The organism is Raoultibacter massiliensis, assembly GCF_900199545.1.
GTDB classification, from domain to species: Bacteria; Actinomycetota; Coriobacteriia; order Coriobacteriales; family Eggerthellaceae; genus Raoultibacter; species Raoultibacter massiliensis.
This window is the reverse complement of the sequence record NZ_LT962671.1, coordinates 2,438,846-2,463,190: the sequence shown is the minus strand read 5'-3', so window position 1 is coordinate 2,463,190 and position 24,345 is coordinate 2,438,846. Positions and strand designations below refer to the sequence as shown.

General features: G+C 58.8%; 16 protein-coding genes, 1 tRNA gene and 1 riboswitch. Of the genes, 11 read left to right on the top strand and 6 right to left on the bottom strand.

All coding sequences use genetic code 11. The features are described 5' to 3' along the window. Positions 1–26 precede the first annotated feature (26 nt). The 6 genes from C1719_RS14720 to C1719_RS14695 all read left to right on the top strand — a co-directional run bounded on the left by C1719_RS14720 (position 27) and on the right by C1719_RS14695 (position 8,407). Entirely contained in the window at positions 27–1,469 is a 1,443-nt protein-coding gene (locus C1719_RS14720; protein ID WP_102375782.1) for an MATE family efflux transporter, read from the top strand. 475 nt (positions 1,470–1,944) lie between these two features. Next, complete coding sequence (locus C1719_RS14715; RefSeq protein WP_102375781.1) at positions 1,945–4,575, top strand: molybdopterin-dependent oxidoreductase; 2,631 nt, start codon at positions 1,945–1,947, stop codon at positions 4,573–4,575. Between the two features lie 17 nt (positions 4,576–4,592). After that, complete coding sequence (locus tag C1719_RS14710; protein ID WP_102375780.1) at positions 4,593–5,153, top strand: 4Fe-4S dicluster domain-containing protein; 561 nt, start codon at positions 4,593–4,595, stop codon at positions 5,151–5,153. Between the two features lie 135 nt (positions 5,154–5,288). Continuing rightward, the gene (locus C1719_RS14705; RefSeq protein ID WP_102375779.1) at positions 5,289–5,984 is read left to right on the top strand and encodes a TorD/DmsD family molecular chaperone; all 696 of its coding nucleotides are present in this window, start codon (positions 5,289–5,291) and stop codon (positions 5,982–5,984) included. Between the two features lie 73 nt (positions 5,985–6,057). Further along, positions 6,058–7,713: an ATP-binding protein gene (locus C1719_RS14700; RefSeq protein ID WP_102375778.1), complete on the top strand. Its 1,656-nt coding sequence runs from the start codon at positions 6,058–6,060 to the stop codon at positions 7,711–7,713. A 7-nt stretch (positions 7,714–7,720) separates the two neighbouring features. Further along, positions 7,721–8,407: a response regulator transcription factor gene (locus C1719_RS14695; protein ID WP_219717876.1), complete on the top strand. Its 687-nt coding sequence runs from the start codon at positions 7,721–7,723 to the stop codon at positions 8,405–8,407. A gap of 74 nt (positions 8,408–8,481) precedes the next feature. On the opposite strand, the gene C1719_RS14690 is transcribed toward C1719_RS14695, so the two are convergent. Continuing rightward, the gene (locus C1719_RS14690; protein WP_281255985.1) at positions 8,482–9,984 is read right to left on the bottom strand and encodes an alanine/glycine:cation symporter family protein; all 1,503 of its coding nucleotides are present in this window, start codon (positions 9,982–9,984) and stop codon (positions 8,482–8,484) included. A 128-nt stretch (positions 9,985–10,112) separates the two neighbouring features. Continuing rightward, a riboswitch (glycine riboswitch) is annotated at positions 10,113–10,208 on the bottom strand. Positions 10,209–10,441: 233 nt separating this feature from the next. Between C1719_RS14690 and C1719_RS14685 the strand changes: the two genes are divergently transcribed. Together C1719_RS14685 and C1719_RS14680 are read left to right on the top strand one after the other, a co-directional pair. Continuing rightward, positions 10,442–11,719, top strand: coding sequence for a radical SAM protein (locus tag C1719_RS14685; RefSeq protein ID WP_102376111.1), 1,278 nt, complete (start codon positions 10,442–10,444; stop codon positions 11,717–11,719). 381 nt (positions 11,720–12,100) lie between these two features. Beyond that, complete coding sequence (locus tag C1719_RS14680; protein WP_102375777.1) at positions 12,101–12,382, top strand: twin-arginine translocase TatA/TatE family subunit; 282 nt, start codon at positions 12,101–12,103, stop codon at positions 12,380–12,382. Between the two features lie 115 nt (positions 12,383–12,497). Here the strand turns inward: C1719_RS14680 and C1719_RS15805 are convergent, their stop codons facing one another. Further along, a complete protein-coding gene (locus C1719_RS15805) occupies positions 12,498–12,659 on the bottom strand; it encodes a hypothetical protein (protein WP_180963646.1) in 162 nt (53 codons plus the stop codon). A 296-nt stretch (positions 12,660–12,955) separates the two neighbouring features. On the opposite strand from C1719_RS15805, the gene C1719_RS14675 reads away from it, so the two are divergent. Next, on the top strand, positions 12,956–14,383 hold the full coding sequence (locus tag C1719_RS14675; RefSeq protein WP_102375776.1) for an MDR family MFS transporter: 1,428 nt from the start codon (positions 12,956–12,958) through the stop codon (positions 14,381–14,383). A 152-nt stretch (positions 14,384–14,535) separates the two neighbouring features. Here C1719_RS14675 and C1719_RS14670 read toward each other — a convergent pair whose 3' ends face one another. After that, positions 14,536–16,143 (bottom strand): FAD-dependent oxidoreductase, encoded by a 1,608-nt coding sequence (locus C1719_RS14670; protein WP_180963645.1) that lies wholly within the window; start codon positions 16,141–16,143, stop codon positions 14,536–14,538. A 178-nt stretch (positions 16,144–16,321) separates the two neighbouring features. Between C1719_RS14670 and C1719_RS14665 the strand changes: the two genes are divergently transcribed. Further along, positions 16,322–17,803 carry a helix-turn-helix transcriptional regulator gene (locus C1719_RS14665; protein ID WP_102375774.1) on the top strand — a complete coding sequence of 494 codons (1,482 nt, stop codon included), beginning with the start codon at positions 16,322–16,324 and terminating at the stop codon, positions 17,801–17,803. Positions 17,804–18,021: 218 nt separating this feature from the next. Further along, positions 18,022–19,446 carry a helix-turn-helix transcriptional regulator gene (locus C1719_RS14660; RefSeq protein WP_102376110.1) on the top strand — a complete coding sequence of 475 codons (1,425 nt, stop codon included), beginning with the start codon at positions 18,022–18,024 and terminating at the stop codon, positions 19,444–19,446. 588 nt (positions 19,447–20,034) lie between these two features. On the opposite strand, the gene C1719_RS14655 is transcribed toward C1719_RS14660, so the two are convergent. From C1719_RS14655 to C1719_RS14640, 3 genes are all read right to left on the bottom strand, one after another. Further along, positions 20,035–20,110 (bottom strand) — tRNA-Arg (locus C1719_RS14655). Between the two features lie 304 nt (positions 20,111–20,414). After that, positions 20,415–22,442 (bottom strand): Stk1 family PASTA domain-containing Ser/Thr kinase, encoded by a 2,028-nt coding sequence (pknB, locus tag C1719_RS14645; RefSeq protein ID WP_102376109.1) that lies wholly within the window; start codon positions 22,440–22,442, stop codon positions 20,415–20,417. 78 nt (positions 22,443–22,520) lie between these two features. Continuing rightward, a partial coding sequence (locus C1719_RS14640) for a penicillin-binding transpeptidase domain-containing protein (protein WP_180963644.1) occupies positions 22,521–24,345 on the bottom strand: 1,825 nt, incomplete at its 5' end.

Below are 24,345 nucleotides of genomic sequence, written 5' to 3'. Positions count from 1 at the left end.
CCGAAACCACCGAAGCAGAGGATCACATGTCGGACGCAACGAGCATGAAGGAAAACGAAAAGCAATCGCCCGATCGCTTGGGCACTATGAAGATAGGGAAGCTCCTTCTCGAGTTTTCCATACCCGCAATCATATCGATGATATTCAACTCGCTGTACAACGTCGTCGACACGGCGTTTCTCGGCCATGCTGTCGGCGATGTGGGAATTGCGGTTACCACGCTTGCCCTTCCCGTCATGACCATCCTCATGGGATTTTCGATGCTTGCCGGTCAGGGCGGCAATGCGCTTACGGCCATCCAGCTTGGCGAGGGACGGCGCGATCTTGCCGAAAAAACGCTCGGCAATTCGGCGATGCTGCTGATCGTCATCGCAGTCGTCGTCGCCCTCTCGGCGGTTTTCGCCATCGATCCGATTCTCGCTTTGGTGGGAACCGATGCCGAACTCTACGCGCCTACGAAGGCGTTCGTGCAGATCATCTGCTTCGGGTTCATCTTCCAATCGCTCGGCATGGGTCTCAATAACTTCTTGCGCACGGCGGGCAAGCCGAACCTTGCGCTCTACACCATGGTATTCGGCACGACTATGTGCATCGTGCTCAACTTCTTCTTCGTCATGCTGTTCGGATGGGGCGTCGAGGGAAGCGCGGTCGCGACCATTCTCGGCCAGGCTTGCGGCATGGTGCCGGTTCTCTGGTATTTCATACTTAACAAGAACGCGGCGTTTCGCCTGCGCCGCTCGTGCATGGTGCCTGACATTCGCCTGTGCGGCAAAATCCTTTCGCTCGGTCTTGCCTCGTTTGTCATGCAGGTAGCCGCTACCGCTGTAACGGTGGTGCTCAACCAGCTGCTTGCCAAATACGGCGCGATGGACCCGTTGGGAACGAAGGGTGCGCTTGCCGCGATCGGTACGGCGAACAAGGCCATCATGTTCGCCATCATGCCGGTCATCGGCCTCATCATGGGGTCGCAGCCCATCATCGGCTACAACTACGGCGCCAAGCAGTGGCAGCGCGTGCTCGATACGGTGAAGTGGGCAAGCGTGTGGGCGACCGGGCTCATGATCTTCTTCTGGGTGCTCGTGCACGTGATCCCCGGCCCTATCATCGGGATCTTCGGCGTTTCGGGCGATCTCGAGGAGTTCGCGATCACGGTGCTCAAACTCGATACGCTCGTGCTCCCCATCGTCGGGTTCCAGATCGTGGGCTCGAGCTACTTCCAATCGAGCGGGCAGCCGTTCAAATCGGCGATTCTCGAGATGACGCGCCAGGTTATCTATCTCATTCCGCTCTACCTCATCTTCCCGATGGTGCTGCCTGCGCTCGGCATATCGCCGCTCGTGGCGATCGTGCTCGCCGTGCCCACCGCCGACCTTCTCTCGTGTGTGACTACGGCGTTCTTCGTGGCGGTCGAGGTGAAGAAGCTGAGAAGGCTGCGCGATGCGAAGGCGGTCGAGCCCGCTGTCGCGTAAAACGCTTCGTTCTGCACACTTTTTGCCAGATTACGACATGCGTGATGTTTGCAATCGTTTTCCGGGATTACGGCCAAGCTTGTGATCTGGGGAAACGATTTGCCGTAATCATATAGGCATGCAACGGGTGCGCGATCGGCATCCATATGGACGTCAAAATGTATGAATCTGGCAATTTCTGTGCAATTTAGCGCGCTTTGCCGTCGAGCGGGGCGGAATGCAGGCTCCATACTGCGCTGTCCGCTGCTGTTTGGGGATGCGCTACGAGGGGCGGTGTACAGTCGATTGCTCGGCTTGCCAAGCGCCATACCCTTAATTTTTCTTAATCATGTTTCATCAATCTTAAGCGCCGTTTGGATTGAAAGCCCTTCGCAACAAACTCATAATTACTTTCCGTAAGCGGCCTTTCTGCTCCGACAAGTGGCTTTTAAGGCCGTGCGAGACGAGAGAACACGACATATAAGGGAGAGGAATTATGGGGAAGATTCTCGATTCCACCATCGGCGGCAATCTGAGCCGAAGGAAGTTCCTGGCGCTGTCTGCGGGAGCTGCAGCGCTCGCCGGTCTTGGCGTGTCAGGTTGCAGTCCGAAGCAGGAAAGCGCTTCGACCGTTACCGAGCATTCCGAGCCGATCGACGCCGAGGAGGGCGCAACATGGGTTACCGCCGCGTGTTGGCACAACTGCGGCGGACGTTGCCTGAACAAGGCGCTCGTGAAAGACGGCGTGGTGCTGCGGCAGAAGACCGATGACACGCACGAAGACAGCCCCGACTACCCGCAGCAGCGCGCGTGCCAGCGCGGTCGTTCGCAGCGCATGCAGGTATTCGGCGCCGACCGCCTGAAATACCCCATGAAGCGCAAGAATTGGAGCCCCGAAGAGCCCCACGGCGAACTTCGCGGCGAAGACGAGTGGGAGCGTATCAGCTGGGACGAGGCCTACGAGCTTGTCGCAACCGAAATCAAGAAGATCTACGACGAATACGGCCCCGAGTCGGTGTTCGTGCTCGGCGGTTCCGAAGTTCCCCGCGTGTTCCAGCTTATGGGCGGCTATACGCCTCGCTGGGGTCAGGTTTCGTGGGGCGCGTGGCCCGATGCCTACGCAATGGTCATGGGAAGCCCTGGATACTCGTCTGACGCTCCCGACCGTTTGACGCTGCGCAAGCAGAAGCTCGTGATCCTCTGGGGCGCGAACCCCGCAAATTCGAGTGCGGGCAATCCCACCTACAACTACCTGCAGGCGAAGAAGGCCGGCACGAAGTTCGTCGTCATCGATCCGCGCTACAACGAGACCGCCGAAGCTCTTGACGCCCAGTGGATTCCGATTCGCCCCTCAACCGATACGGCCATGATCCTCGGCATGATCAACCATATCATTTCGCAGGGTCTGCACGATCAAGAGTACCTTGATAAATACTGCGTCGGCTTCGATAAAGACCACATGCCAAGCGGCGATTATCCCGAGTACACCTACAAGCCGCTCGAGCGCAACGAGTTCACCTTCGCCTCCGAGCCTGCCGATCCCTCCCAGAACTTCTACGATTACGTGATGGGCGAGGGCGCGTTTGCCGCCGAGGGTGCAAAGACTCCGGAATGGGCGGCTGAGATATGCGGCGTCGATGCCGAAACGATCAAGCAGCTGGCCGAAGAGTACGCCACCACCAAGCCCGCAACCATCTTCGCAGGCGGCGCTCCCGCCCGCATCAACGAAGGCGAGTGCCTTCCGCATGCGATGCTCACGCTCGGCATGGTATGCGGCCAGATCGGCCGCGACGGCGCATCGGTAAGCGGCACCATGCACAACTCCGCATCGAATGGCGGCGGCGCGCTGGTTTCTTCGGGCGGTGCGGGCGTTAAGGTCGAGCTTCCGGCGAATCCGTATCCTCAGAAGCAGTACGCCCTCAACAACGGCGAGATGTGGAACGCCATTCTCAACGGAACCCATACCATGTACAAGGGCGAGACGCGCGACGTCAACATTCAGATGATCTACCAGGGCATGGGCGGCGCGCTCAACCAGCGTCAGGCTATGACGCAGGGCATCGAGGCCCATAAGAAGGTCGAGTTCGTCTTGACGATGAACTACGTGCTGAACACGAGTGCGAAGTACTCCGATATCGTTTTGCCGGTCACGACCGAGTGGGAGCGTCCCGGTACGTTGCTCACCGGCAACCGCGAGATCCTCATCTACGGCCAGCACATCACCGACCCGCTATACGAGGCGAAAAGCGATCAGGAGATCGCTATCGGCATCGCCGAGAAGCTTGGCTTCAAGGCCGAAGAAGTTTACGACATCGATGAGACGCAGCAGCTGTTCAACAAGCTGGCCGGGTGCACGGTGCTCGGGTCCGATGGCAAAACCAAGGAGCCGTTGCTCACCATCACCGAGGACGATATCAAGGAAATGGGTGTTGCCGGAGAGCCGCAGGAAGGCAGAATCACGCTGCAAGAGTTCAAGGAGCGTGGCATCTATCAGGTCGAACGTAGCGATGGCGACGCGTATGCGAACCTTCCCTTCGCGAAGTTCATCGAAGATCCCGAAGCCAACCCGGTTGCCACCGCCAGCGGCAAGTTCGAGATCTGCTGCCAGTCGCTTTCGAGCTACATCGATCATGTTGGCTTCAGCGAGAAGGATCCGTTGCCGAAATACGTTCGCGTTACCGAAGGCTACGAGGACGGCGTTGAGAACGGTCGCCCATTCCAGCTGCTCACCCAGCACTATCAGCGCCGCTCGCACCACGTGTTCGACAATGTGAACTGGCTGCGCGAGGCTTGGCCGCAGGAGCTGTGGATCAACGCTTCCGATGCTGCCGAGCTCGGTATCGAAAACGACGATCCGGTACGGCTTTCGAGCCCCTACGGCTCGGTTGTGCGTCCGGCTTTTGTGACCCAGCGCATCATGCCGAAGACGATCGGGCTGGGCGAAGGCGCTTGGGCGCAGCTCAACGAAGATGGCGACGATATCGCCGGTGCCACGAACACGCTCTCCTCTCCGATTCCGACCGGGCAGGGGCATACCGGGTTCAATTCGAACAACTGCGTCATCGAAAAGTACACAGGCGAGCTTGACCCCGACTGCGAATGGCCGCAGCGAGTCATCTTCGAATAGTCGGAAGGGAGTAAACCATGGCACAAATGGGATTCTATTTCGATCAGACCGCCTGCATCGGTTGCAAGACGTGTCAGATCGCTTGCAGGGATAAGAACGCCCTGTACAACGTCGGCGAGATTTTCCGCACCGTCGAAACGACCGAAGTGGGAGAATTCCCTTCGGTGAGGTACTACAGCACTTCTGTTTCTTGCAACCATTGCGCATCGCCTGCTTGCGTGGCCAACTGCCCGACGGGCGCGATGTACAAGGACGAGGAGACCGGAGTCGTGCTTCATGACGACGAGATGTGCATCGGCTGCGAAACCTGCGTTTCGTCATGCCCCTACGGCGAGCCGGTGTACATGGAGGACGAGGGCATCGTGCGCAAGTGCGATTCGTGCTACCTGCTTCGTGAAAAGGGCGAGAGTCCTGCCTGCGTGGCGGCTTGCCCGATGCGCTGCCTCGATTTCGGCGATCTCGAAGAGCTGAAGGCGAAATACGGCGACGATCTTGTTTCCGATATCAACGGATTGCCCGATTCGTCGGAGACCACGCCGAGTTTGCTGATCAACGCCCGCGATATTGCGGTGAAGTAGCAAGGCGCAGATCTTGCGGCCCCCGACCCGTCCGTGCTGTATCATTGCATGGGGTCGGGGGCCTTGCTGCATACTGCCGATGCGCGGACGCGCGAATGCGTTCGCGCTTTGATGACACAACCTGTGGGGTGAAAGATGATGGATGACATCACGATAAAGACGGCGCTTGTCGCTCGAACCTATCTCTACCGCATTTTCCAGATGACGCTCGGGGATGATCCGACGGAGGAACTGCTTTCCACGATGTTCTCCGATACAACCGAGGAGGCGCTCGACTGTTTCGGGGGCGCCGAATCCGACGTTTACGCCCGCGCATGCGCTGATTTAGGGCAATGCAGAGCGGCATACGAGCAGGATCGGGCATCGTATCTCGAAGCGGCGAAGCGCGACTACATGCATGTGCTCGTCGGGCCGCACGAGCTGAAGGCCCCGCCGTGGGAGTGCGTCTATCTCACGAACGAGCGGGTGCTGTTCCAGGAGGCGACGCTTAAGGTACGCGAAGCGTACCGCGGCGAGAACATGCTGCCCTCCCAATACCCTCACGTGTCCGACGATCACATCGCCATCGAGCTCGATTTCATGGTGAAGCTGAGCGAAAAAGTCCAGGCGGCGTTCGAGGCGGGCGATACCGCAGAATACCGAAGGCTGCTCAAGGCGCAGCGGACGTTTCTGACGGAGCATCCCCTTGCCTGGATTGATCGGTATGCGGCCGATCTTGGCGAGGATGCACCCGGCTCGCTTTACAGCTGCATCGGCATGCTGTGCGCAGCGTTTCTGCCAATCGATGTTGAGGTGATCGGCGAGCTGCTCGAGGGAAGCGAAGGGGAGTAGGCTGCACCGCGCCCGCTGAAGCGATGTGGGTGCGGGTGCAAGCGTTTGCGAGGAACGGGGGCGAGCGAATCCGATGAAGAAGATGAAGCTTCGAGGCAAGACGACGATCGTCTTGATCGTGCTGCTGGTCGTGTCCGTTGCCCTCAACGTTGTATGGAGCGACTCTACTCAGCGCGAGCAGGCCGAAGCCGAAATGCTCGAAAAGGCCCGTATCCTTTCTTACGAGATGGATGCGGTATGGGAATTCATGGATATGAACCAGGCGCGCATCGACACCGATTCCGACGGATCGTACAACTTCAAGGGGCTCTACTGCGCCATCGCAGGCAAGAGCATCGCCAAGATTCTCGAGCGCGATACCAATTACGTCATCCGCTATACGAACCTCGAACCGCGCAAAAAGGCTTCGATGTCTGATGATTACGAATCAGAAGCGATCAGGCTGTTCAACGACGGTTCCGCCGTTGAAAAGTACGGAATCGAAACCTACAACGGCCAAGAGGTTTTTCGTTACGTGACGCCCATCTATCTGGAGGAGTCGTGTCTCGATTGTCACGGTGACCCCGCGGGCGAACTCGATGTCACGGGATATCCCAAAGAAGGCATGGAGGTCGGCGATCTTATCGGCGTGACGAGCATTATCATGCCCATCGATATCTACATGGCGGGCATCCAGGAAAACGTAACGCGTCAGGTCGGGTACTTCTCGTTTATCATCGTCATGGTCATTCTGGCCGTCTACGTGCTTATCACGCGCCTGATCACGAGGCCGTTGTCTGAGGTGGAAAACGCGGTCGGTCAAATCGAGAACGGCAATTTCGAAGTCAACCTCGAAGGCATCAAGGGCAACGGCGAAATCAAGGATCTGGCCGTGAAGTTCGATATCATGGCCGAACAGTTGCGTGCGCTGTACGGAAACCTCGAGGGTCAGGTAGAGTTGAGGACGGCTCAGCTCGAATCGGCGAACGAGCTTCTCGAGAAGCAGCGCAGCCAGCTCGCTCGGGTGAACGAGGAACTGCAGGCTGAGAACCAGTACAAATCCGATTTCCTTGCCATCATGAGCCATGAGCTGCGCACGCCGCTCACCTCGATCATCGCGTTCACCGAAATATGGCAGCAGGCGAATGTCGATAGGTCCGAGGATGAAACCGCGGCGGTCAAGGAAGTGAAGGAAAACGGTCAACTGCTGCTGCAGATGGTGAACAACATCCTCGAAATGGCCCGAGTCGAAGCGGGCAGAAACGAGCTTTCGGTCGAGCCGTTCGACATGATGGATCTTATCGGCCTTGTCGAACGGAGCATCGGCTTTTTGGCCGAGCAGCGCAACATCTCGCTGGCGACGGTCGTTCATCAAGACGTGCCGATCATCACGGCGGATTGGGAGAAGATTCGCCGTATCGTCGAGAATCTTGCCTCTAATGCAATAAAGTTCACGCGCAAGGGGGGAAGCGTTAGCATCGAGGTGAGCTATCACGAAGAGACGGAGCGTCTTTCCATCGCGGTATCCGATACCGGCATCGGCATCAAGGAAGAGGATCTCTCGCTTATATTCGAGCGGTTTACGCAAAGCGACAAGTCGTCGTATCGCCGTTACGGGGGCAGCGGCCTCGGGCTCGCTGTTGTGAAGGAGCTCGTTGAAATGCACGGCGGAGCCGTCGAGGTGCGGAGTGTATACAAACAGGGAAGCACCTTTACCGTTTGGATTCCGACGGGAAACGATAGGAGGTAGGTTGGGCATGGCGAAGATAATGCTTGCCGACGATGAACCGAGCATGCAAAACCTTATCCGGCGCATTGTGCAAGGAGGCGGCTACGGGTTCTGCTGTGCAGCCGATGGCGAAGAGGCGATCGACGTGTACCAGCGCGAGCAACCCGATCTCGTTATCCTCGACGTCATGATGCCGAAGCTCGACGGATTTCAGGTGTGTCAGGAGCTGCGCGGCAGGGGAGCCATCGTGCCCATCGTGTTCTTGACGGCGAAGGGGGACATTACCGACAAAGGAACGGGCTTCAACGTGGGCGGCGACGACTATCTCGTGAAACCGTTCGATCCCGATGAGCTGTTGCTTCGCATCGATGCGCACCTCAAGCGCAACGAGCGCATTATGCCCAAACAGCAGGAAGACTGCGTCATGCTGGGCGATTTGGAATTCGATACCAAGCGCTACCGCGTTACCATCGAAGGAAAGCGGATCGATTTTACTCCCAAGGAGTTCCAGATACTCTTTCTGCTCGCAAGCCATCCTGGCGAGGCATTCACTCGAGAGCAGCTCATCGAGGCGGTGTGGGGAGAGGAGTTCGTGGGCGAAACGTCGAGCCTACCCGTTTTCATTCGCAAGATCAGGGAGAAGATCGAGAAGGATCCATCGCACCCCGAATATTTGCAAACCGCATGGCGTTCGGGCTATCGGTTCGGGGGCTAACGATGCGCGGTGCCCGTTTCCAGGCGCCGCGCATCGTGATCGGTTTCGCGCTTTCGAGTGCCGTTTCGCGCTTTCTAGCGATCGGTCAATGCGTCGATCGGCGGGATATCCCAGTTGTCATCGGCAAGACGCGGCTCCATGTGATCCTCGTCGCCAGCCGATTTGAGGCGGCTGAAGTAATCCTTCGTCTCCTTCACCACCACGCCCGATAGCGCGATGAGCGCGATCATGTTCGGGATGGCCATCAGCCCGTTGAAGATGTCGGCGATGGTCCACACGGCGGCAACCGTCATGTAGGGGCCGATGAACACGGCAGCAATGTAGAGCCAGCGATACACCTTGACCGATTTCATGTTGCCGTTGCTGAAGTACTCAAGGCAGCGCTCGCCATAGTAATCCCAGCCCAGGATGGTCGTGAATCCAAAGAGCACGAGGCAGGCCATGAGCACGAACGAAACGACTTCGCCGGGAATGAACGGCAAGCCCGCCTGGAACGCCGCGCTCGTGACAGCGGCGCCTTCGAGGCCGGGGATCTGGTAGGCGCCCGTCATGACGAGGGCGAGGCCGGTCATCGAGCAGACCACGATGGTGTCGAGGAAGGTGCCGGTCATGGAAACGAGGCCCTGGCGCACCGGCTCCTTGGTCTGAGCGGCTGCTGCGGCGATCGGGGCGGAGCCAAGACCCGCTTCGTTCGAGAAGATACCGCGTGCGATGCCTTTCTGCATGGCGACGATGATCGCGCCGAGCATGCCGCCGGCGACGGCCTGCAGGCCGAAGGCGCTTTCGATGATGGTGACGAACGCTCCGGGCAGCTTGTCGAGGTTCGTGAGGATGAGCACGAGCGAGAATCCGACGTAAAGCACGACCATTGCGGGAATGACGCGCTCCGATACTTTGGCGATGCGTTTCAGCCCGCCGATGACCACAAGGCCTACGAGCACGGCGAGCACAAGCGAGCCGATGACAGTGGCGATGGAGTAGTCCATGCCGAGAATGCTGACGGTCATCGACTTGTTGGGATCGAAGAAGCCGGTGATGGCTCCTGAAATGGAGTTGACCTGCGTAAACGTACCAATGCCGAACAAGCCTACGCACATGCCGAAGAACGCGAAGATCTTCGCGAGCCAGCGCCAGTTCTTGCCCATGCCGCGCTCGATGTAATAGAAGGGTCCGCCGAGCACATGCCCGGTCTTCTTATCGACGCTGCGGTACTTGACGGCGAGCAGGCCTTCGGAAAATTTGGTTGCCATGCCGAACAGCGCTGCCAGCCACATCCAGAACATAGCACCGGGCCCGCCTGCCACGATAGCCGTGGCAACGCCGACGATGTTGCCGGTTCCGATGGTGGCTGAAAGTGCGGTGCACAGCGCGCCGAAGCTCGTGACTTCGCCTTCGCCTCCCGTTTCGTTCTTTACCATGTAGCGCAGCGCTCGGGGGAGCTGGCGGAACTGGACGCCGCGCAAGCGCACCGTTAGGAGGATGCCGCCGAACAGGATGAGCACCATGAGCGGTATGCCCCAGATAAAGTCGTCGATAGCGACGAGCGCCGAGTTGATCGTGTCGAAAAAGCCTTCCACTGGTTTTCCTTCCTTCATGCATATATGTTGCTGCACCAGGCGAAACCCGAAGATATTCAATTGGCCTAGGAAAACAAGGGAAAGCGCGAACGCGTGAACGCACGAAGCGAATGCACGCGACAAGCTAAAAGCTTTGCTCTGTCCTTTGGCCTGAGAGTTTCGGCTTTTCAGCCTTGCCCCTTCGGCATCCGATCTGGTGGTCGGAATTCTCCAGAGGCCCCTTCTCGCCCTGTCTCATTCGATTCAGGACGTATCAACGGGGTGACGCTATATAATTGTGCAGGCGAATTGTAGCAGGTAAACGATTAGTTGTGAACGCTTATTTAATCATTTCGGGGTGAATGCCTCCAGCTGTCATGCAATCGCCCGCTCGGGCCGCATTTCGGTCGCGTGATGGTTTACCATGGAAAAAGGCGCTTATCGGGTGCTGTAGGTGGGTGGCGTCAGGAGCTATCGCATGAATCTGTCTGAATACAAAACCGCGTTTGACGAGGTGGCTGCTGATTACGAGCGAACCGTTTCGGATTTCGGCCTCGCCTTCGAGGGGGAGGAGTCGCAGCCTCGGCGTTCGCGCTTCGGGAATGCGGCGTGGGCATGCGAGAATTGCGGCAAGAGCTTGCGCGGGGGAAACGGATGGGTATCGCCCGGCTGCCTGGCTTGCCGGACCGGCGAGAGGACCGTTACCTTCTTCATTTCCCTCAAGTGCCCGAAGAATTGCTATTTCTGTTTCAATCCCAATCAGGAAGACTACGAGTTGTATCGCCGAGAGTGCCGCGATGCGGTTGGCGAGCTCGAGCAGGCTCATGCGGCGGGTGCCGCGTTCGATTGCATCGCTTTGACCGGAGGCGAGCCGCTCCTGCATTTCGATGAAACGCGTGCGTTTTTCGAGAAAGCTCGCGATCTGTATCCGAATGCGCATACCCGTCTGTATACGAGCGGTTTCGAGCTTGACGCTGCGAGAATGGATGCTCTTCGCGAGAGCGGCTTGCGCGAGATCAGGTTCAGCATCAAGCTCGAAGACAGCGAAGCCGAGCGTCGCGCGGTGGAAGAGCGCATGCGGATCGCCGTCGATCATATTCCCGATGTCATGGTGGAGATGCCCGTCATACCCGGTACGCTCGACGAGATGAGGGAGCTGCTCGAGAAGCTTGCAGCATGGGGTCTCAAGGGCATCAATCTCTTGGAGTTTTGCTTTCCGCTCGGCAATGCCGAAGCTTTCAAGGAGCGCGGTTTCACGCTGCGCAAGCAGCCGTTCGATGTTCTGTACAACTACTGGTATGCGGGTGGGATTCCCGTCGCCGGCAGCGAAGCGGAGGCGCTTGAGCTTTTGCGGTACGCAAAGGAGCGCGGTCTCGATATCGGCGTTCACTATTGCTCATCCGACAATAAGAATACCGGACAGCTGTACCAGCAGAACAGCGTGTTGCCGCGCATGCAGGCGGCAACGGGACGCTATCGGGCGTATCGATTCGATGGGGACGATTATCTTATCAAGTGCGCTAAGGCATTCGGAACGGATGTTGCGCGCGTAGGCGAGGCGCTTGAAAAGCTCGCACAGATCCAGGGGGGAATCGAGTGGTCGGTCGAAAACGGGGTGATCGCGTTTCCGGATAGGCTCATCGACGACGTGCGTGCCTGTGTGCCCGATGTGGAGATTGGCGTAAGCCTCAACGTGCTCGAGCCGGCTTTCGAGGGTGCGAATATGCGCGAAGTGGGTATCGTTTCGGGTTCGTAAGCCGTATGGGCGCTTCGTTTGGCCGCCGCTGGGGTTCGGGCTCTCTTTATCCATATGCAAAAATGATCGGGATCCTGTGGAGCCGGAGTGGGGTCTTCGTGAGACGCTATACATATGTATGTATAGGCACGTACAATAAGCGCAGATCAGGAACCCTACTCAATTTGCACGACAAGAAATCGAACCTCGAACTTTGAAAATCAGTAGTTTTCAGGATAGGCGAAACGGAGCTTTCAGGGCACTATACTCCACATGCTCGGTCAAGCGATCGGGCACGAGCCGAAAGCGATGTGAGCGATAAGCATCGACTAAGCAAATCGAAATTGCAGCAACGAAAACAAAGGCGCGGCTGCGAAAGAGAAAGTGTTTGGAGGCACAAAAATGAAAATTCTCGGCATGGGTGTTCCCGAGCTCCTTATTATCCTGGCAGTCGTGTTGCTCATCTTCGGGCCGAAGCATCTTCCGAAGCTCGGTGCTGCAGTTGGGTCGACGGTGAAGAACCTTCGCGAAGGTCTCGGCAGCGACAAGAAGATCGAAGAAGCCGAAGACGAGATCATCGAGATGGAAGAAGAGGAGGAGCTTGAAGAGGCTCCTGCGAAGAAAACCGTCAAAGCAACGACTACCAAAAAAGTTGCAGCCAAGAAAGCCGTGGTTGCCGACTAACGTTTGAAAACCCTCCTTATGGTTAGTCCCGCACCCTCGCGGGACAATATCAGCCGATGCGCCCGCACTGCATCCCTTCCCTCCCTCAGTGCCGGCGCATCGGTTTCTTTTTTTCTTAGCCCAATTGAGTGACTGCTGATTTTTCCCAATGCGATTCGATAGCTGCTGATCTGCCTTTCTCGCCGATGCGCATGCTTTTTCCCGACAGGAGTTTCTCGATCTGATCGATGAAAGCGCGTGAAGGCTTCTTGCGGGCACGGGCGTTGTCTTGTTTCATGGAGACGGGTCGCATTGGGGCTTGCGGCTGTTGACCCGCCTCGTGGGTACCGCTACAATTCCTCGCTGCTATGACATCGTTTGAGCTTATTGCAGCATATCGGCGCGACCGCGTCCGCGATTCGTTCGCGGGAGAGCCGCTTGTGCTCGTTGCCGTATGCGAGCACCCCTTGTCCTCGATGCTTATCTGAGGAAACCTTCCGTTTATCCAGCCTATACGTTTCTGCGCACCTGCCGTGTGCGGCGCTTTGTCGCCCGCGGTTGTTTGCGCTTCTGCATTTCCGGAGGTTTTCTTTCATGTCCCATAGTTCAAACCAATCGCCCGCCGCCGTTCCGAGTGTGACGAAGGAGCAGATCGTCATAGTCGGCGTGGTGGTGTTCGGTGCGTTTCTCGCTCTGCTCAACCAGACCGTCATGTCGCCTGCGCTTCCCATCATCATGGCCGATTTCGGCATCGATGCGACGACGGCCCAATGGATCATGTCGGTCTATCCGCTTGTCAGCGGAATCATGGTGCCTGTCTCGGGCTTTCTGATCGACCGCTTCCCCACGCGTTCGCTGTTTTTCGCGTCGATCATCGTGTTCATGGGAGGCACGCTCGCGTGCGCTCTGGCTCCCGGTTTCGAGGTTTTGCTGCTCGGGCGCGTGCTGCAAGCTGCAGGTTCGGGCGTGCTGCTGCCGCTTGTGGCTGTCGTGCCGATGATCGTGTTTCCGAAGGAGCGGCGCGGAACGGCTATGGGGCTGGCTGGCATTGTTATGGCGGCGGGGCCTGCGGTTGGTCCCGTGGTTGGCGGCGCCATCATCGATTCCTTCGGATGGCGTGCGGTGCTTGGATGCATCGTTCCGCTTGCGGCGATCGTTCTCGTGTGCGGCATCGTGATGCTCGAAAACGTCGGCGAGCTGAAGCATCCGCGGCTCGACATCGTTTCCGTTGTTCTATCGACTGTGGCGTTCGGCGGGTTGCTCTACGGATTTTCCAACGCCTCGTCGTTCGGCTGGGTGAGCGTTGCGGTTTTGGCTCCCGTTGCGGCGGGCGTGCTGGCGCTTGTCGCGTTTGTTCGGAGGCAGAATCGGCTCGAGGAGCCGCTGCTTCGCATCCAGACCCTCAAGACGCCCGATTTCCGCATCGCGGCCATAGTGGTGACGCTCATCAACGCATCGGCGCTCGTCACCAACACCACGCTGCCCATCCTGCTGCAGACTGCCCTGGGGGCAAGCGCTATGGATACCGGGCTTGTGATGCTGCCCGCTGCACTTGCGGGACTCGTCGTGAGCCCGCTTTCCGGCATTGCGTTCGACAGGTTCGGACCGCGTGCCATGTCCATTGCGGGGATGGCGATGATGGTTGGATCGATGCTCGCGCTTTCGCAGGTGGGCACCGGCGCTTCTTTGGCAGTCGTTGCGGCGCTGTGCGCGGTGCAGGCGTGCGGACAGGGACTTGCCAACATGCCGGTCAACACGTGGGGCGTGAATGCGCTGCAAAACGACCTGATCGCGCACGGAAACGCCATCGCCAATACGGGCCGTCAGGTTGCGGGAGGCTTGGCTACGGCGCTCATCGTCACGCTTATGACCAGCGTTACCGCGTCCAATGCGGCAAACGGGCTTCAGGTGTCCACCGCGCAAGGGGTGGGTGCGGCGTACCTTGCGTGCGCGAGTATCGCGGCGGTCGCACTTGTACTGTGCATTGCCAAAGTGCGCAGCCCCAAGAAGAAACAAGCGTAGGATCGGCCTCTTATCCAAGGTTAGCGTTTAACCTTGGATAAGCGAGCTTGTAGTACAGGGACGCGCCGCATGCGGCGCGAGAAGGAAAGCGGCCATTCGGATATGGGGCCACCGCTGAAGCGACGGCCCCCGATAGCTTGCTGCAAGCGGTTTTACGCCTTCACTGCCTTTGCAGCTTCTTCACCTGCGATCAGACCTGATCCAACTGCGAAACCGTTAGCAGATCCTGCCGCATAGTAGGGAGATGTGAACAGATCCGCATCGGCACCGGCCACGAACAACCCGTCGATGACCTTGTTGTCGGGATCAACTGCCTGGCAGCGGGCATTGCACTTGATTCCTCCGAGCGAGAGCCATCCTGCGGGCATCGACTCGACGATGTAGAACGGACCCTCCTTTACGGGCGTCAGGTACTTCGCGTCTTTGAAGAACAGCTCGTCAGCACCTTTGTCGCAGTATTCATTGTACTGGGCGACGGTTTGCTCGAGGTTCGAAAGCCCGAAGTGCTCGGCGAGCTCGGCAAGCGTGTCAGCCTTGAAGGCCCAGCCTTCGTCAACCGCCTTATCGAACTGCTCGCGAATGTCGCTTGCCACGATATCGGCGAACATGCCCTTCATGCGCTCGTCGCCGAGAAACGTCGGCAAGGGCTCGGTTTCCCAGCGCTTCATGAAGGCCTCGTCGCATACCGCGTAGTAATACGATTCCCGCACGAGCGGCTCGCAACAGAACATCGTTTTCTCGCACATGACTCCCTCGTTTACGAAGCGCTCGCCGCTTCCATCGAGAAGGATGCCGCCGAATACGGGAAGGCGCATGGCTTCGTTGGTTCCCGAAGTGGGTCTGAACGAGTAGGTGGGGGATGCCTTCGTGTTCGCACCGCCGTACTCGTTCATCGAGATGCTGAAGCACTTCCCAAGTTGGGCTCCTGCCGACATGGCCATGTTGATGCCTGCGCCTGTGTTGAGCATGTTGCCCATGCAGACGATCTTCGCACCTGCGAAATGCTTGGCGGTTTCCTCTTCGCTTCCCAAGAAGCCTCCCGTTGCGAGGATGACGGCCTTGGCTTTGATGTCGATGACGTCTTTACCCGATACGCACTGCACGCCCGCCACCTTGCCATTTTCGATGATGATGCTTTCAGCTGTGGTGTTGAACAGGCATTCGACTCCCGCTTCGTCGACGATCTTGGTGAAGTATTCGGCACGTTCTTCGCCGGCGACGCCGTACACGCAGCCTCCGCGCACCATCATCGCGTCCGCTTTGGTGCTGTTGGTGAAATCGACGTTGAACGGCATGCCTGCATCAACGAATACGTCGACCGCCTTGCCCGACGCTTCGATGATGGCTCGGAGCGCCTTGTTGTTCGATTGGTAGTTCGTGCCCGTGTTTACATAGTCCATGAATTCTTCGATGGTGAGCGGTTCGGGACTCGGATCCTGCAGCGATGATCCGACTGCGAACGCTGCCGAGGTTCGCGTATTGGTCGTTCCATCCATGGATGCGGCGGCGTCTATGGCGATGACCGAGCAGCCTCCCGTCGCCGCGCCATAGGCGGCAAGCAGGCCGGCGGCGCCAAGGCCCGCAACGACGACGTCGGCTTCTTTGGTCTGAGTCGCCTCTTTTAAAGACGGCTCCTCCGCCGTTGCCTCCGCCGGGCTTTCCGCGCTCGGGCTGCAAGCGGAAAGCATTCCCGCTCCCAGCACTCCTGCGGCTGCAACGCTCGAGCCGAGAAGAAAATTCCTTCGAGTGAGTTCTTTCATCGTTTCTCCCTTCCTTGAAAACAGGTATGCGGTTTCATTCCGCATGTCGAAGACCTTACGAAGCAGGGGCTTTGCCTGAATCAGATTTAAAATCTGATTTCTCGCGATGCGTCATCGTTACAATCGTATTCTCTCGAAATTGCTATGATGATAGCTGTCGGATACGGAAGGGAGGCCGATGGCTGCGGGGGGAAGCAAAGCTCAGGGCTCTGGTGGGGGCTGGTTCGTCGCGGCGACGATCGGCTTGGCCCTGTGCATCGCCGGCACCGAATATGAGCGCTATACGGCGTTATGGGTATTCGAAACCCGATCCGTTGCGGAACTTGCATCGATCGTCTTGTTCATCGCGGCGGTTCTCGCCGTGCTCGTGAATCGGACGCTTCGGCGAAAAGAGCGCTTCTATCGAAACAAGCCGTTTCTTGCAGTGTTTGCCGCGGTTCAGACGGCGGGCCTTGCGGGTCGCTGTGCACAGGCGATGGGGATCGCATTCAGCGAGCCGATTTCGATCGCCGTCTCCGTGGCGATGCATTGTGCGAGCATTTTGTTCGTCGTGTACGCCGAATTCTTTCTCGATGTCGGCGTTCGAAAGGCGGTGAGCGCTTTTGCGTTCGGCATTGCGGGCGCAGGCGTGCTGCAGATTCTCGTTCTCGCCTTCGAGTGGCAGGTGGCCGTCGGGGCGCTTGTGCTGTTCGTTCCCGGTTCGGTGGGGCTGCTTATGTGGTCGGACGCCCAGTACCTCGATGGCATGCGCGAGGTCGAGCGCGAGGACATCGCGGCCGAAGTGCGCGACAGCGAAGGCTTCGCCCGTGATTTTCCCTTCTGGGAATACTGCATCAGCATCGCGCTGCTGGAAGTTCTGCTCATCGCCTTGCACAGCACGGTTATGGTGACGCAGGACAGCGGCGATGCTTCGTTCGTTATTCAGGTGACGTCGGGCATCGGCACGCTTATCGCCGGTGCCGTTTTCTATGCGCTGGTTCGATACCTTCAGGAGACCGAGTTCCTTGAGCTGCTGCGCATTCTCGTGTTGCCGCTCGTGCTTGTCGGGCTTTACGTTTCGGCATTGTTCGGAGCATCGGGCGTCCCCCTCTACCTTGTCCCGCTTGCCGTGGCGTATTCCATTCTGCTTCTGTTCGTATGGACGGTGCCCCGCAACTACCGCAAGGGGAACACCCCGTTCGTTTTTACGTGCATCGCCTATTTCTCCTATCGCGCGGGTTGGGCGCTCGGCGTTTACGGAATCATGATTCTGCCCGATCGCTTCGGAGATCTGCTGGGAACGGCCATCGTCCTCGTCGTGTTCAGCGTGCTGCTGATTTCGAGCGCTGTCCGCCTTCTGCAGTTCCGACGCAACAGCGCGCGACGCATCGACAAGGCGAAGGAGGCCGCTGAGCTGCAGGCGAATACGGATATAGCTTTCGCCGAAGCATGCGCGCGCGTTTCCCGCCGGTATCAGCTGACGCCTCGCGAGGGCGAGGTGCTGGTCCTTCTCGCAAGGGGCCGAAACGCTCGGCATATCGCGGAGGCGCTTGTGATTTCCGATGGAACCGCCCGCACCCACATCATGCACATCTACCAGAAGATGGAGCTCAACTCGCAGCAGGTGCTCATGGATATCGTCGATGCCGAGCTGAGGGAAGTGATGAGGGAGGTTCAGTGAGGTCGGGTTTTGCGCTTTGCGGTTTGGCAAGGTAGCCGGAATTGGGGTCGCAAGGCGCAAAGGATTCGGGCGCGTAGCGCGAATAGGCGTTTCGGGTGTTTCATGGGCGCCGCTAAACGTGGAGCCGTTGTCGGTTTGCCGCCAAGCGCTCTGATGCGAAACCAACTCCTGTTATCATGATTTCCGAGGACGAACGCGATGCAGGCAGGAGGGATGCAATGAATCAACCAGCGCAAGCAGCTGGGAATCTGTCGCTGCGCCGCATCATTGGGTTCGCCTGCAATCAGGGGTTCGTATTCTTTCTTTTCTACATGGGCTCGAACCGGGCCATTCCTATGGGGTCGTTCAAGTTCGAGCGCGCCGAGCTGTTCGGGACGCTTTTGTTCATGGTGGTCGGCTTTGTTCTTCTCAGACTCGTAACGCCGAGCTTCCGCAACAAGATCCTCGCCCGTCCGATGCTGCTTGTGTATGCGGCGATGGGCGTGGCCGGCTCGTTCATTCCGCTGTTCCTCGGGTCGCCGTCGGCTTACTGGCTTCCCTTCGAGGGTGCGCTGATCGGCCTTCCGTGCGCGCTGCTGCTCGCCGCGTGGGGAAGGGAGTTCGGCGAGACCACAACCAAGGTATCGGCACCTGAGGTGTTCGTCGCTTCGGCGGTAGGCGCTCTTGTCGGTCTCATCGTGTCGCTTATCCCGATCGAGGGGTCGTCGCTGGTGCTCCACCTGCTTCCCTTCGGAAGTGCTGCGGCGCTCATGATGGCGCCGAAGCCCGCTGGCAGCGTTTCGCCGTCGGCCCGCATCGAGGCGGCTGCAGGATCGGAGGCCGCAAAGGATACGGTGCTGCTATCGGCGAAGATTATGGCGGGCACGGCTCTGTTCGGCATGGCGGCGGGCTTCATGGAAACGTTCAACACCGATCCGGGCACTGCAGCTATGGCGTCGTATCCGGTAAGCCTCCTCTTGTTCGGCGCTTTCGCACTGGGTACGCTGTCGCTTCTGCGCTCCGACGGGTTCGGCCGCGGAGCTTCGCTTAACAAGGCGTATCGCTTGGCGCTGTTCATCATGATGACTGGCTACCTGCTCATTCCCGTCCCTCAGTTCGCCGAGTCGCTCGTGCCTGGCGAGGCCATCGTTTTGGCGGGCTATCTGGGGCTTTCTGCCGTGCTCATCTCTCTGTTCCTCGTGCTCGCGAAGCTGACGGGCTCCGATGCGGCGATGTCGTTCTCGCGGGGGTTTGTGGCGCTGTTCGCAGGCGAGCTTATCGGCGTGGCGATCGCGAACGCGTTCGACTACGCGCAGCCCGGCTACGTGACGCCGTATTCGGTTGTGGTGTTCGCCGGCATCCTTGTTTTGTTCTCCTACGTGTTCTTGTTCACCGAGCGCGATTTCGGGAGTCTATCCGAAATCGTGACGAAAACCGACTCCCTCGAAGACTCTTGCGCCGCGATTGCCAGGGAGTACGGCTTGTCCGACCGCGAGGGGGAGATTCTTCCCTTCGCCCTTAAGGGTCGCACGAGCGAACGCATCTCCCAGGAACTGCATATATCGAAGAGCACGGTCGATACCCATCTGCGCCGCATCTACGCCAAGGCGGGCGTTCACAGCCGCCAAGAGCTCATCGACTTGAGCGAGGAGAAACGCGGGTAGGCTTTCGGTTGAGCGCGGGTATGGTGCTGGGTATGTACGCGCGGCGCTTTATGGGATGCGTTTGCTTGCCAGGGGCGCTGCGGCGAAGGTCTGCGCGCGCGATTGCCCTGCGCGGGTCGCGCACGTTCGCTTGGAGTAAACCGTGCGTATTGCGCAGATTGCGCGAACTGCGCAAATTGCGAGCCGGATCGCCTATTTTCGCCGAAAAGAACCGATCTGAAGCCCTATGGAATATCCTATTTTTCGAGTGTCGAAAGCGTTGTTTTTCGTCGTAGGAACCCCCAGCTCACAGGGTCGGTTTCCTTGTGTTTTCCCGGTGGATCGCCAGGAGGTGCGCAAAACGCCTTTCCGTTCGGCGAATCACCTTCAGATCGGTCTTTTTCGGCGAAAATTCAAGGTTTGGCCTATAAAACCAGGATTTGCCCTACGGCGGGCTCATCTGCGCGATTGCGCAAGAGAACTGTGCCGAAAGGCCTGACGCGAAGGCGAGTCGTGTCGAAAGGAGCAACGCGAAGGGTAAACTAAGGGTAATCAACCCTTAACTCGAAAAACAGGCCAGTCGCTTTATGCGGCTGGCCTGCGAGTTTCTGGTGCCCCCGATAGGATTCGAACCTACGGCACTCGGTTTAGGAAACCGATGCTCTATCCCCTGAGCTACGGAGGCATTGTGCGAGAAGTATTCTACCATTAACCGTACGATTGCGGGAGATGGTCGAAGATGAACACATCGCACGAAGCGGAAACGCGAAGCGGGCTGCAATGAAGGCGCAACACAGCGGCGGCGCGAATCAGCCTGCACGAAAGGCTGCGATAGAGGGCGTCGGGCCGGGTGGTTTGCGGCCAAGCGCGCAACCGTCCAAGCGCAGAATCCGATCGTCTGCGCGATCGTCGTGCGGGCGGTGCCTCAACGAAAAAGGCGAACCGCATCGCGATTCGCCTTTCAGGTGCTCTGTCTTTGCTTTTGCTCGTTACTGCCCCGCTGTTGGAGTGGTGTTGCCGTCTGTTCCACCGCCATCGGGATCGGACGGCGTCGGAGGCGCTGCCTTGGCTTTGAACGTTACGGTGACGGCGATATCGTTGGTTACATTTTCCACGGTGAACGTGTTGTTCGACGAGAGCGAATAGCTTTTGCCGTTGGTATCGGTTATCGAGGAGACTTCGTAGCCGTCGTTGATGCTGACGGTGAACGTGACGCTCTTTCCGCTGTCAACGTTCATCGATCCAGGGCTGACGCTGCCGCCGTTGCCGCTGGTCGAAGCCGAAACGGAGTAGCTCGACGGTGCGGGTTTCCCGGTGCTGACGGTAATGTTGACGGTAGTGTCCTTCGCAACGCTCGATCCTTGGCTCGGGTTCTGGCTGATGACGAGACCTTCTTCTACGCTATCGCTTGTCGCGGTACTCGTTGTTACCTTGAGCCCTGCGCGCTCGAGCTCCGCTCGGGCATCGCTTTCGCTGTATCCCCGCACATCGGGCACCTCGACGTTGCCCTTGCCGAGCGATACGATATAGGTGACGGTGTCGCCTTTCGCCGCTTTCTCGCCGGCTACGGGGTCTTGGCTGATGATATGGTCTTTCTCGATATCGTCGCTGTTCGAGGGCGTGCCGGCCTTGCCTTCGAGCCCGGCTTCCTTCAGCAGCTTTTCGGCTTCTTCGCGCGTTTTGTTCTTAAGATCGGGAACCGTGACTTCTTCAGCTCCCTTGGATACCACCAGGTTGACAGTCGAGCCCTTCTCGCGTTTCGTTCCGGCTTCCGGATCGGTGTTCACCACGTTGCCCGACGCTATCTCGTCATCGAAGATCTCGGTGGTCTTGCCGACTTTGAACCCGGCATCCTCGAGGATCTGCGTGGCTTCGGCGACGGATTTGTCCTTCACATTGGGGATGGGATCGCCCGAGGCGAACACGCCCGAGAAGGCGAGCACGGCAGCGGCGATCACCACGATCGCCGCAACGGCCGCCACGGCGATGCCGATGGTCTTCTTGTTGTTCTTGGGTTTTCCGGTGTCGGACGCGCGGTAGTTCGATTGCGTGGTGACGGGTTTCACGCCTGCACCGTTGTTGAGGCCGGGCATAACGGCCGTCCCGTCGGCCATTGCAGCGCCTGCGCCCATGCCTGCGCCCACCATGCCGCCGATGACGGCGGTCTCTGCGGCGCCGAAGCCGCTGCCGAGCGCCACGGGGCGTCCGGCGAGATAATCGTTCAACGCCTGCTTCATATCGTTTGCCGTGGCGAAGCGCTCGAGCGGGTTCTTCGCAAGCGCCTTCATGATGATGGCCTCAAGCGTGGGATCGATATCGGGGTTGATCTCATGCGGGAAAGCGGGCAGATCGTTGACCTGCTTCATAGCTACGCTGACCGCATCGGGGCCGTCGAAGGGGAGTCGTCCGGTTGCGGCCTCGTACAGTACGATGCCGAGCGAATAGATGTCGCTTGTGGCGGTAAGCTCTTTGCCCTGCGCCTGTTCGGGTGAGATGTAGTGCGCCGTGCCGAGAACCGAGGAGGTTTGGGTTTTCACGGAGTTCTTCGCACGGGCGATGCCGAAATCCATGACCTTCACGTTGCCGTCGGGTTGGACCATGATGTTCTGCGGCTTGATATCGCGGTGGATGATGTCGAGCTTGTGCGCCACGCTCAATGCCTGGCATACCTGCGAGCCGATTTCGGCTACTTTGCGCTGGTTGATGGCGCCGCGCTCGTTGATGGCGGTCTTCAAATCGCTGCCGCGAACGTATTCCATGACGATGTAGTACGTATCGTCGTCATGTCCCCAGTCGTAAACGTTTACGATATAGGGGCTCTGCAAGTTGGCCGCCGCCGCGGCCTCCTGCTTGAACCGCTGGGTGAAGCTCGGGTCGGCTGCATATTGGGGCAGCATCGTTTTGACGGCGACGAGTCGGCCGAGCACGTTATCCTGTGCACGGTACACTTCGGCCATGCCGCCGATACCGATGCGTTCGGTTATCTGGTAGCGGTTATTGAAAACCTTGCCTATCATGGTTCCGGTCACGTTTTAGCTCCTCTTGGTCACATGCGTTCGGCGATTGGTCGTATTATCGCCAACAGCATACCGTATTTACAAAAGGCCTTGCACTTCCAAAGCCGTTCTTAACACATTTTGCGCTTTCAGCGCGGCATCCCTCTCCGAGCTCTCCTCTATCACGATAGCGACGACGACGCGCGGATTGTCGGCGGGCGCAAACCCGATGAACCAGCTGTCGTCGAGCTCCTTGCCCGTCTCCGCCGTACCCGTTTTGCCGGCTACGTCGATGCCCGAGATGGCGGCTGCGGTGCCGGTGCCCTCCTGCACGACGCCCACCATGATGTCGGTTACGCGGTTGGCGATCTCCTTGGAGATCGGGCGCGAGTATTCTTTCGAGGAAGCCGTGAAGCTCTTCTCGCCGTTGGCGTTGTAGATGCTGTCGACGATATAGGGCGTTTGGATGGAGCCGTCGTTGGCTATCGCGCTGGCAACCATGGCCATTTGAAGGGCGGAAGCCTGAGGCCCCGGCTCGCTTTTCTGCGCTGCGTCGCCTCCCGTGACAGGCTGCCCGTCGGCGGCCCAAGCCGTTTCCCATTCGGACATCTCGGCGGGATCGGCCATCACCGATTCGACAAGCGGCAGATCGAATGAGATGAGGTCGTTGAAACCGTATCCTTCGGCGGCGGAAACGAGTTTGTCAGCTCCGATCTGGACGCCGACTTGGCCGAACACCACGTTCGAAGACACTTCGGTAGCGCGGGCGAGCGTGATGTCGCCGTAATCGATGTCGCCGTAGTTCGACACCTTGGCGCCGCCGATGTCCATGCTCGAAGGCGAGCTGTACACGCTATCCTCGGTTGCCACGCCGTCGCTCAGCGCAGTTGCGAGGGTGAGCACCTTGAACGTGGATCCCGGTGCGTAGAGCGCTTGGGTGGCGCGGTTGATGAGCGCGCTCGATCCCGAAGAATCGCCCTGCTCGAGCAGGGTCTCCACATCGGCCGCATCGTAGGTGGGTGCCGATGCCATGCCGAGCACCGCACCCGTTTCAGGGTCGAGCACCACGCATGCGCCGGCAGAATCGCCGAGGGCGTCTTGCGCCGCCTGCTGGATTTTGGAATTGAGCGTGAGCGTCACGTCGTTTCCGGGTGTGTTGATGCCGCTTGCGGCGTTGATCACGTCGGTTAAGGTGGCGAAATTCTGCTGCCCCTTGAGCGTTGAGTTATAGGCGGCTTCGATGCCGCTTGTGCCGTATTGCTGCGAATAGTAGCCGACGATATGGCTTGCGAGCGTGCCCGCCGGGTAGACGCGATCGTACGTGCCGTTGTCGTTTTTCACGCTTTGGGCCAAGACGACGCCGTCGTAGGTCGAGATGGTGCCGCGTTCGGTTTGCGCTTCGCGCGCCATGGTGTGGTTGTTGCCGGGAAGGTTCTTGTAGTAGTCGGCCTGCACGACCATGATGACGGTAAGGCTGGCAACGAGCAGTGCGAACATCACGGCGAAAATGCGCATGCAATTGGTGAGGCGCTTTCCGAGCGATACGCGCCCGAGTACGCTGTTCGGGTTGAACGAGGCGGTGCCTGTTTTCATCTCGGTGCCCACGCCCGTGCCCTCGTCGCCGCATCGGAGCAGAAACCCGACGATGATGAAGCCCGCCAGAAGCGAAGAGCCGCCTTGGCTTACGAAGGGCAACGTGATGCCGGTGAGCGGGATGAGGCGCGTGATGCCGCCGACGATGATGAACGCCTGCAGCACGATGATCGAGGTGAGGCCCACGGCGATGAACGAGCTCACATCGCTTTTGGCGCGTGCAGCAGTGACGATGCCGCGGATAGCGAAGCACAGATACAGAAGAAGGATGCCCGCAGCACCCAAAAGCCCCGTCTCTTCGGATATGGCGGTGAAGATGAAGTCGCTCTCG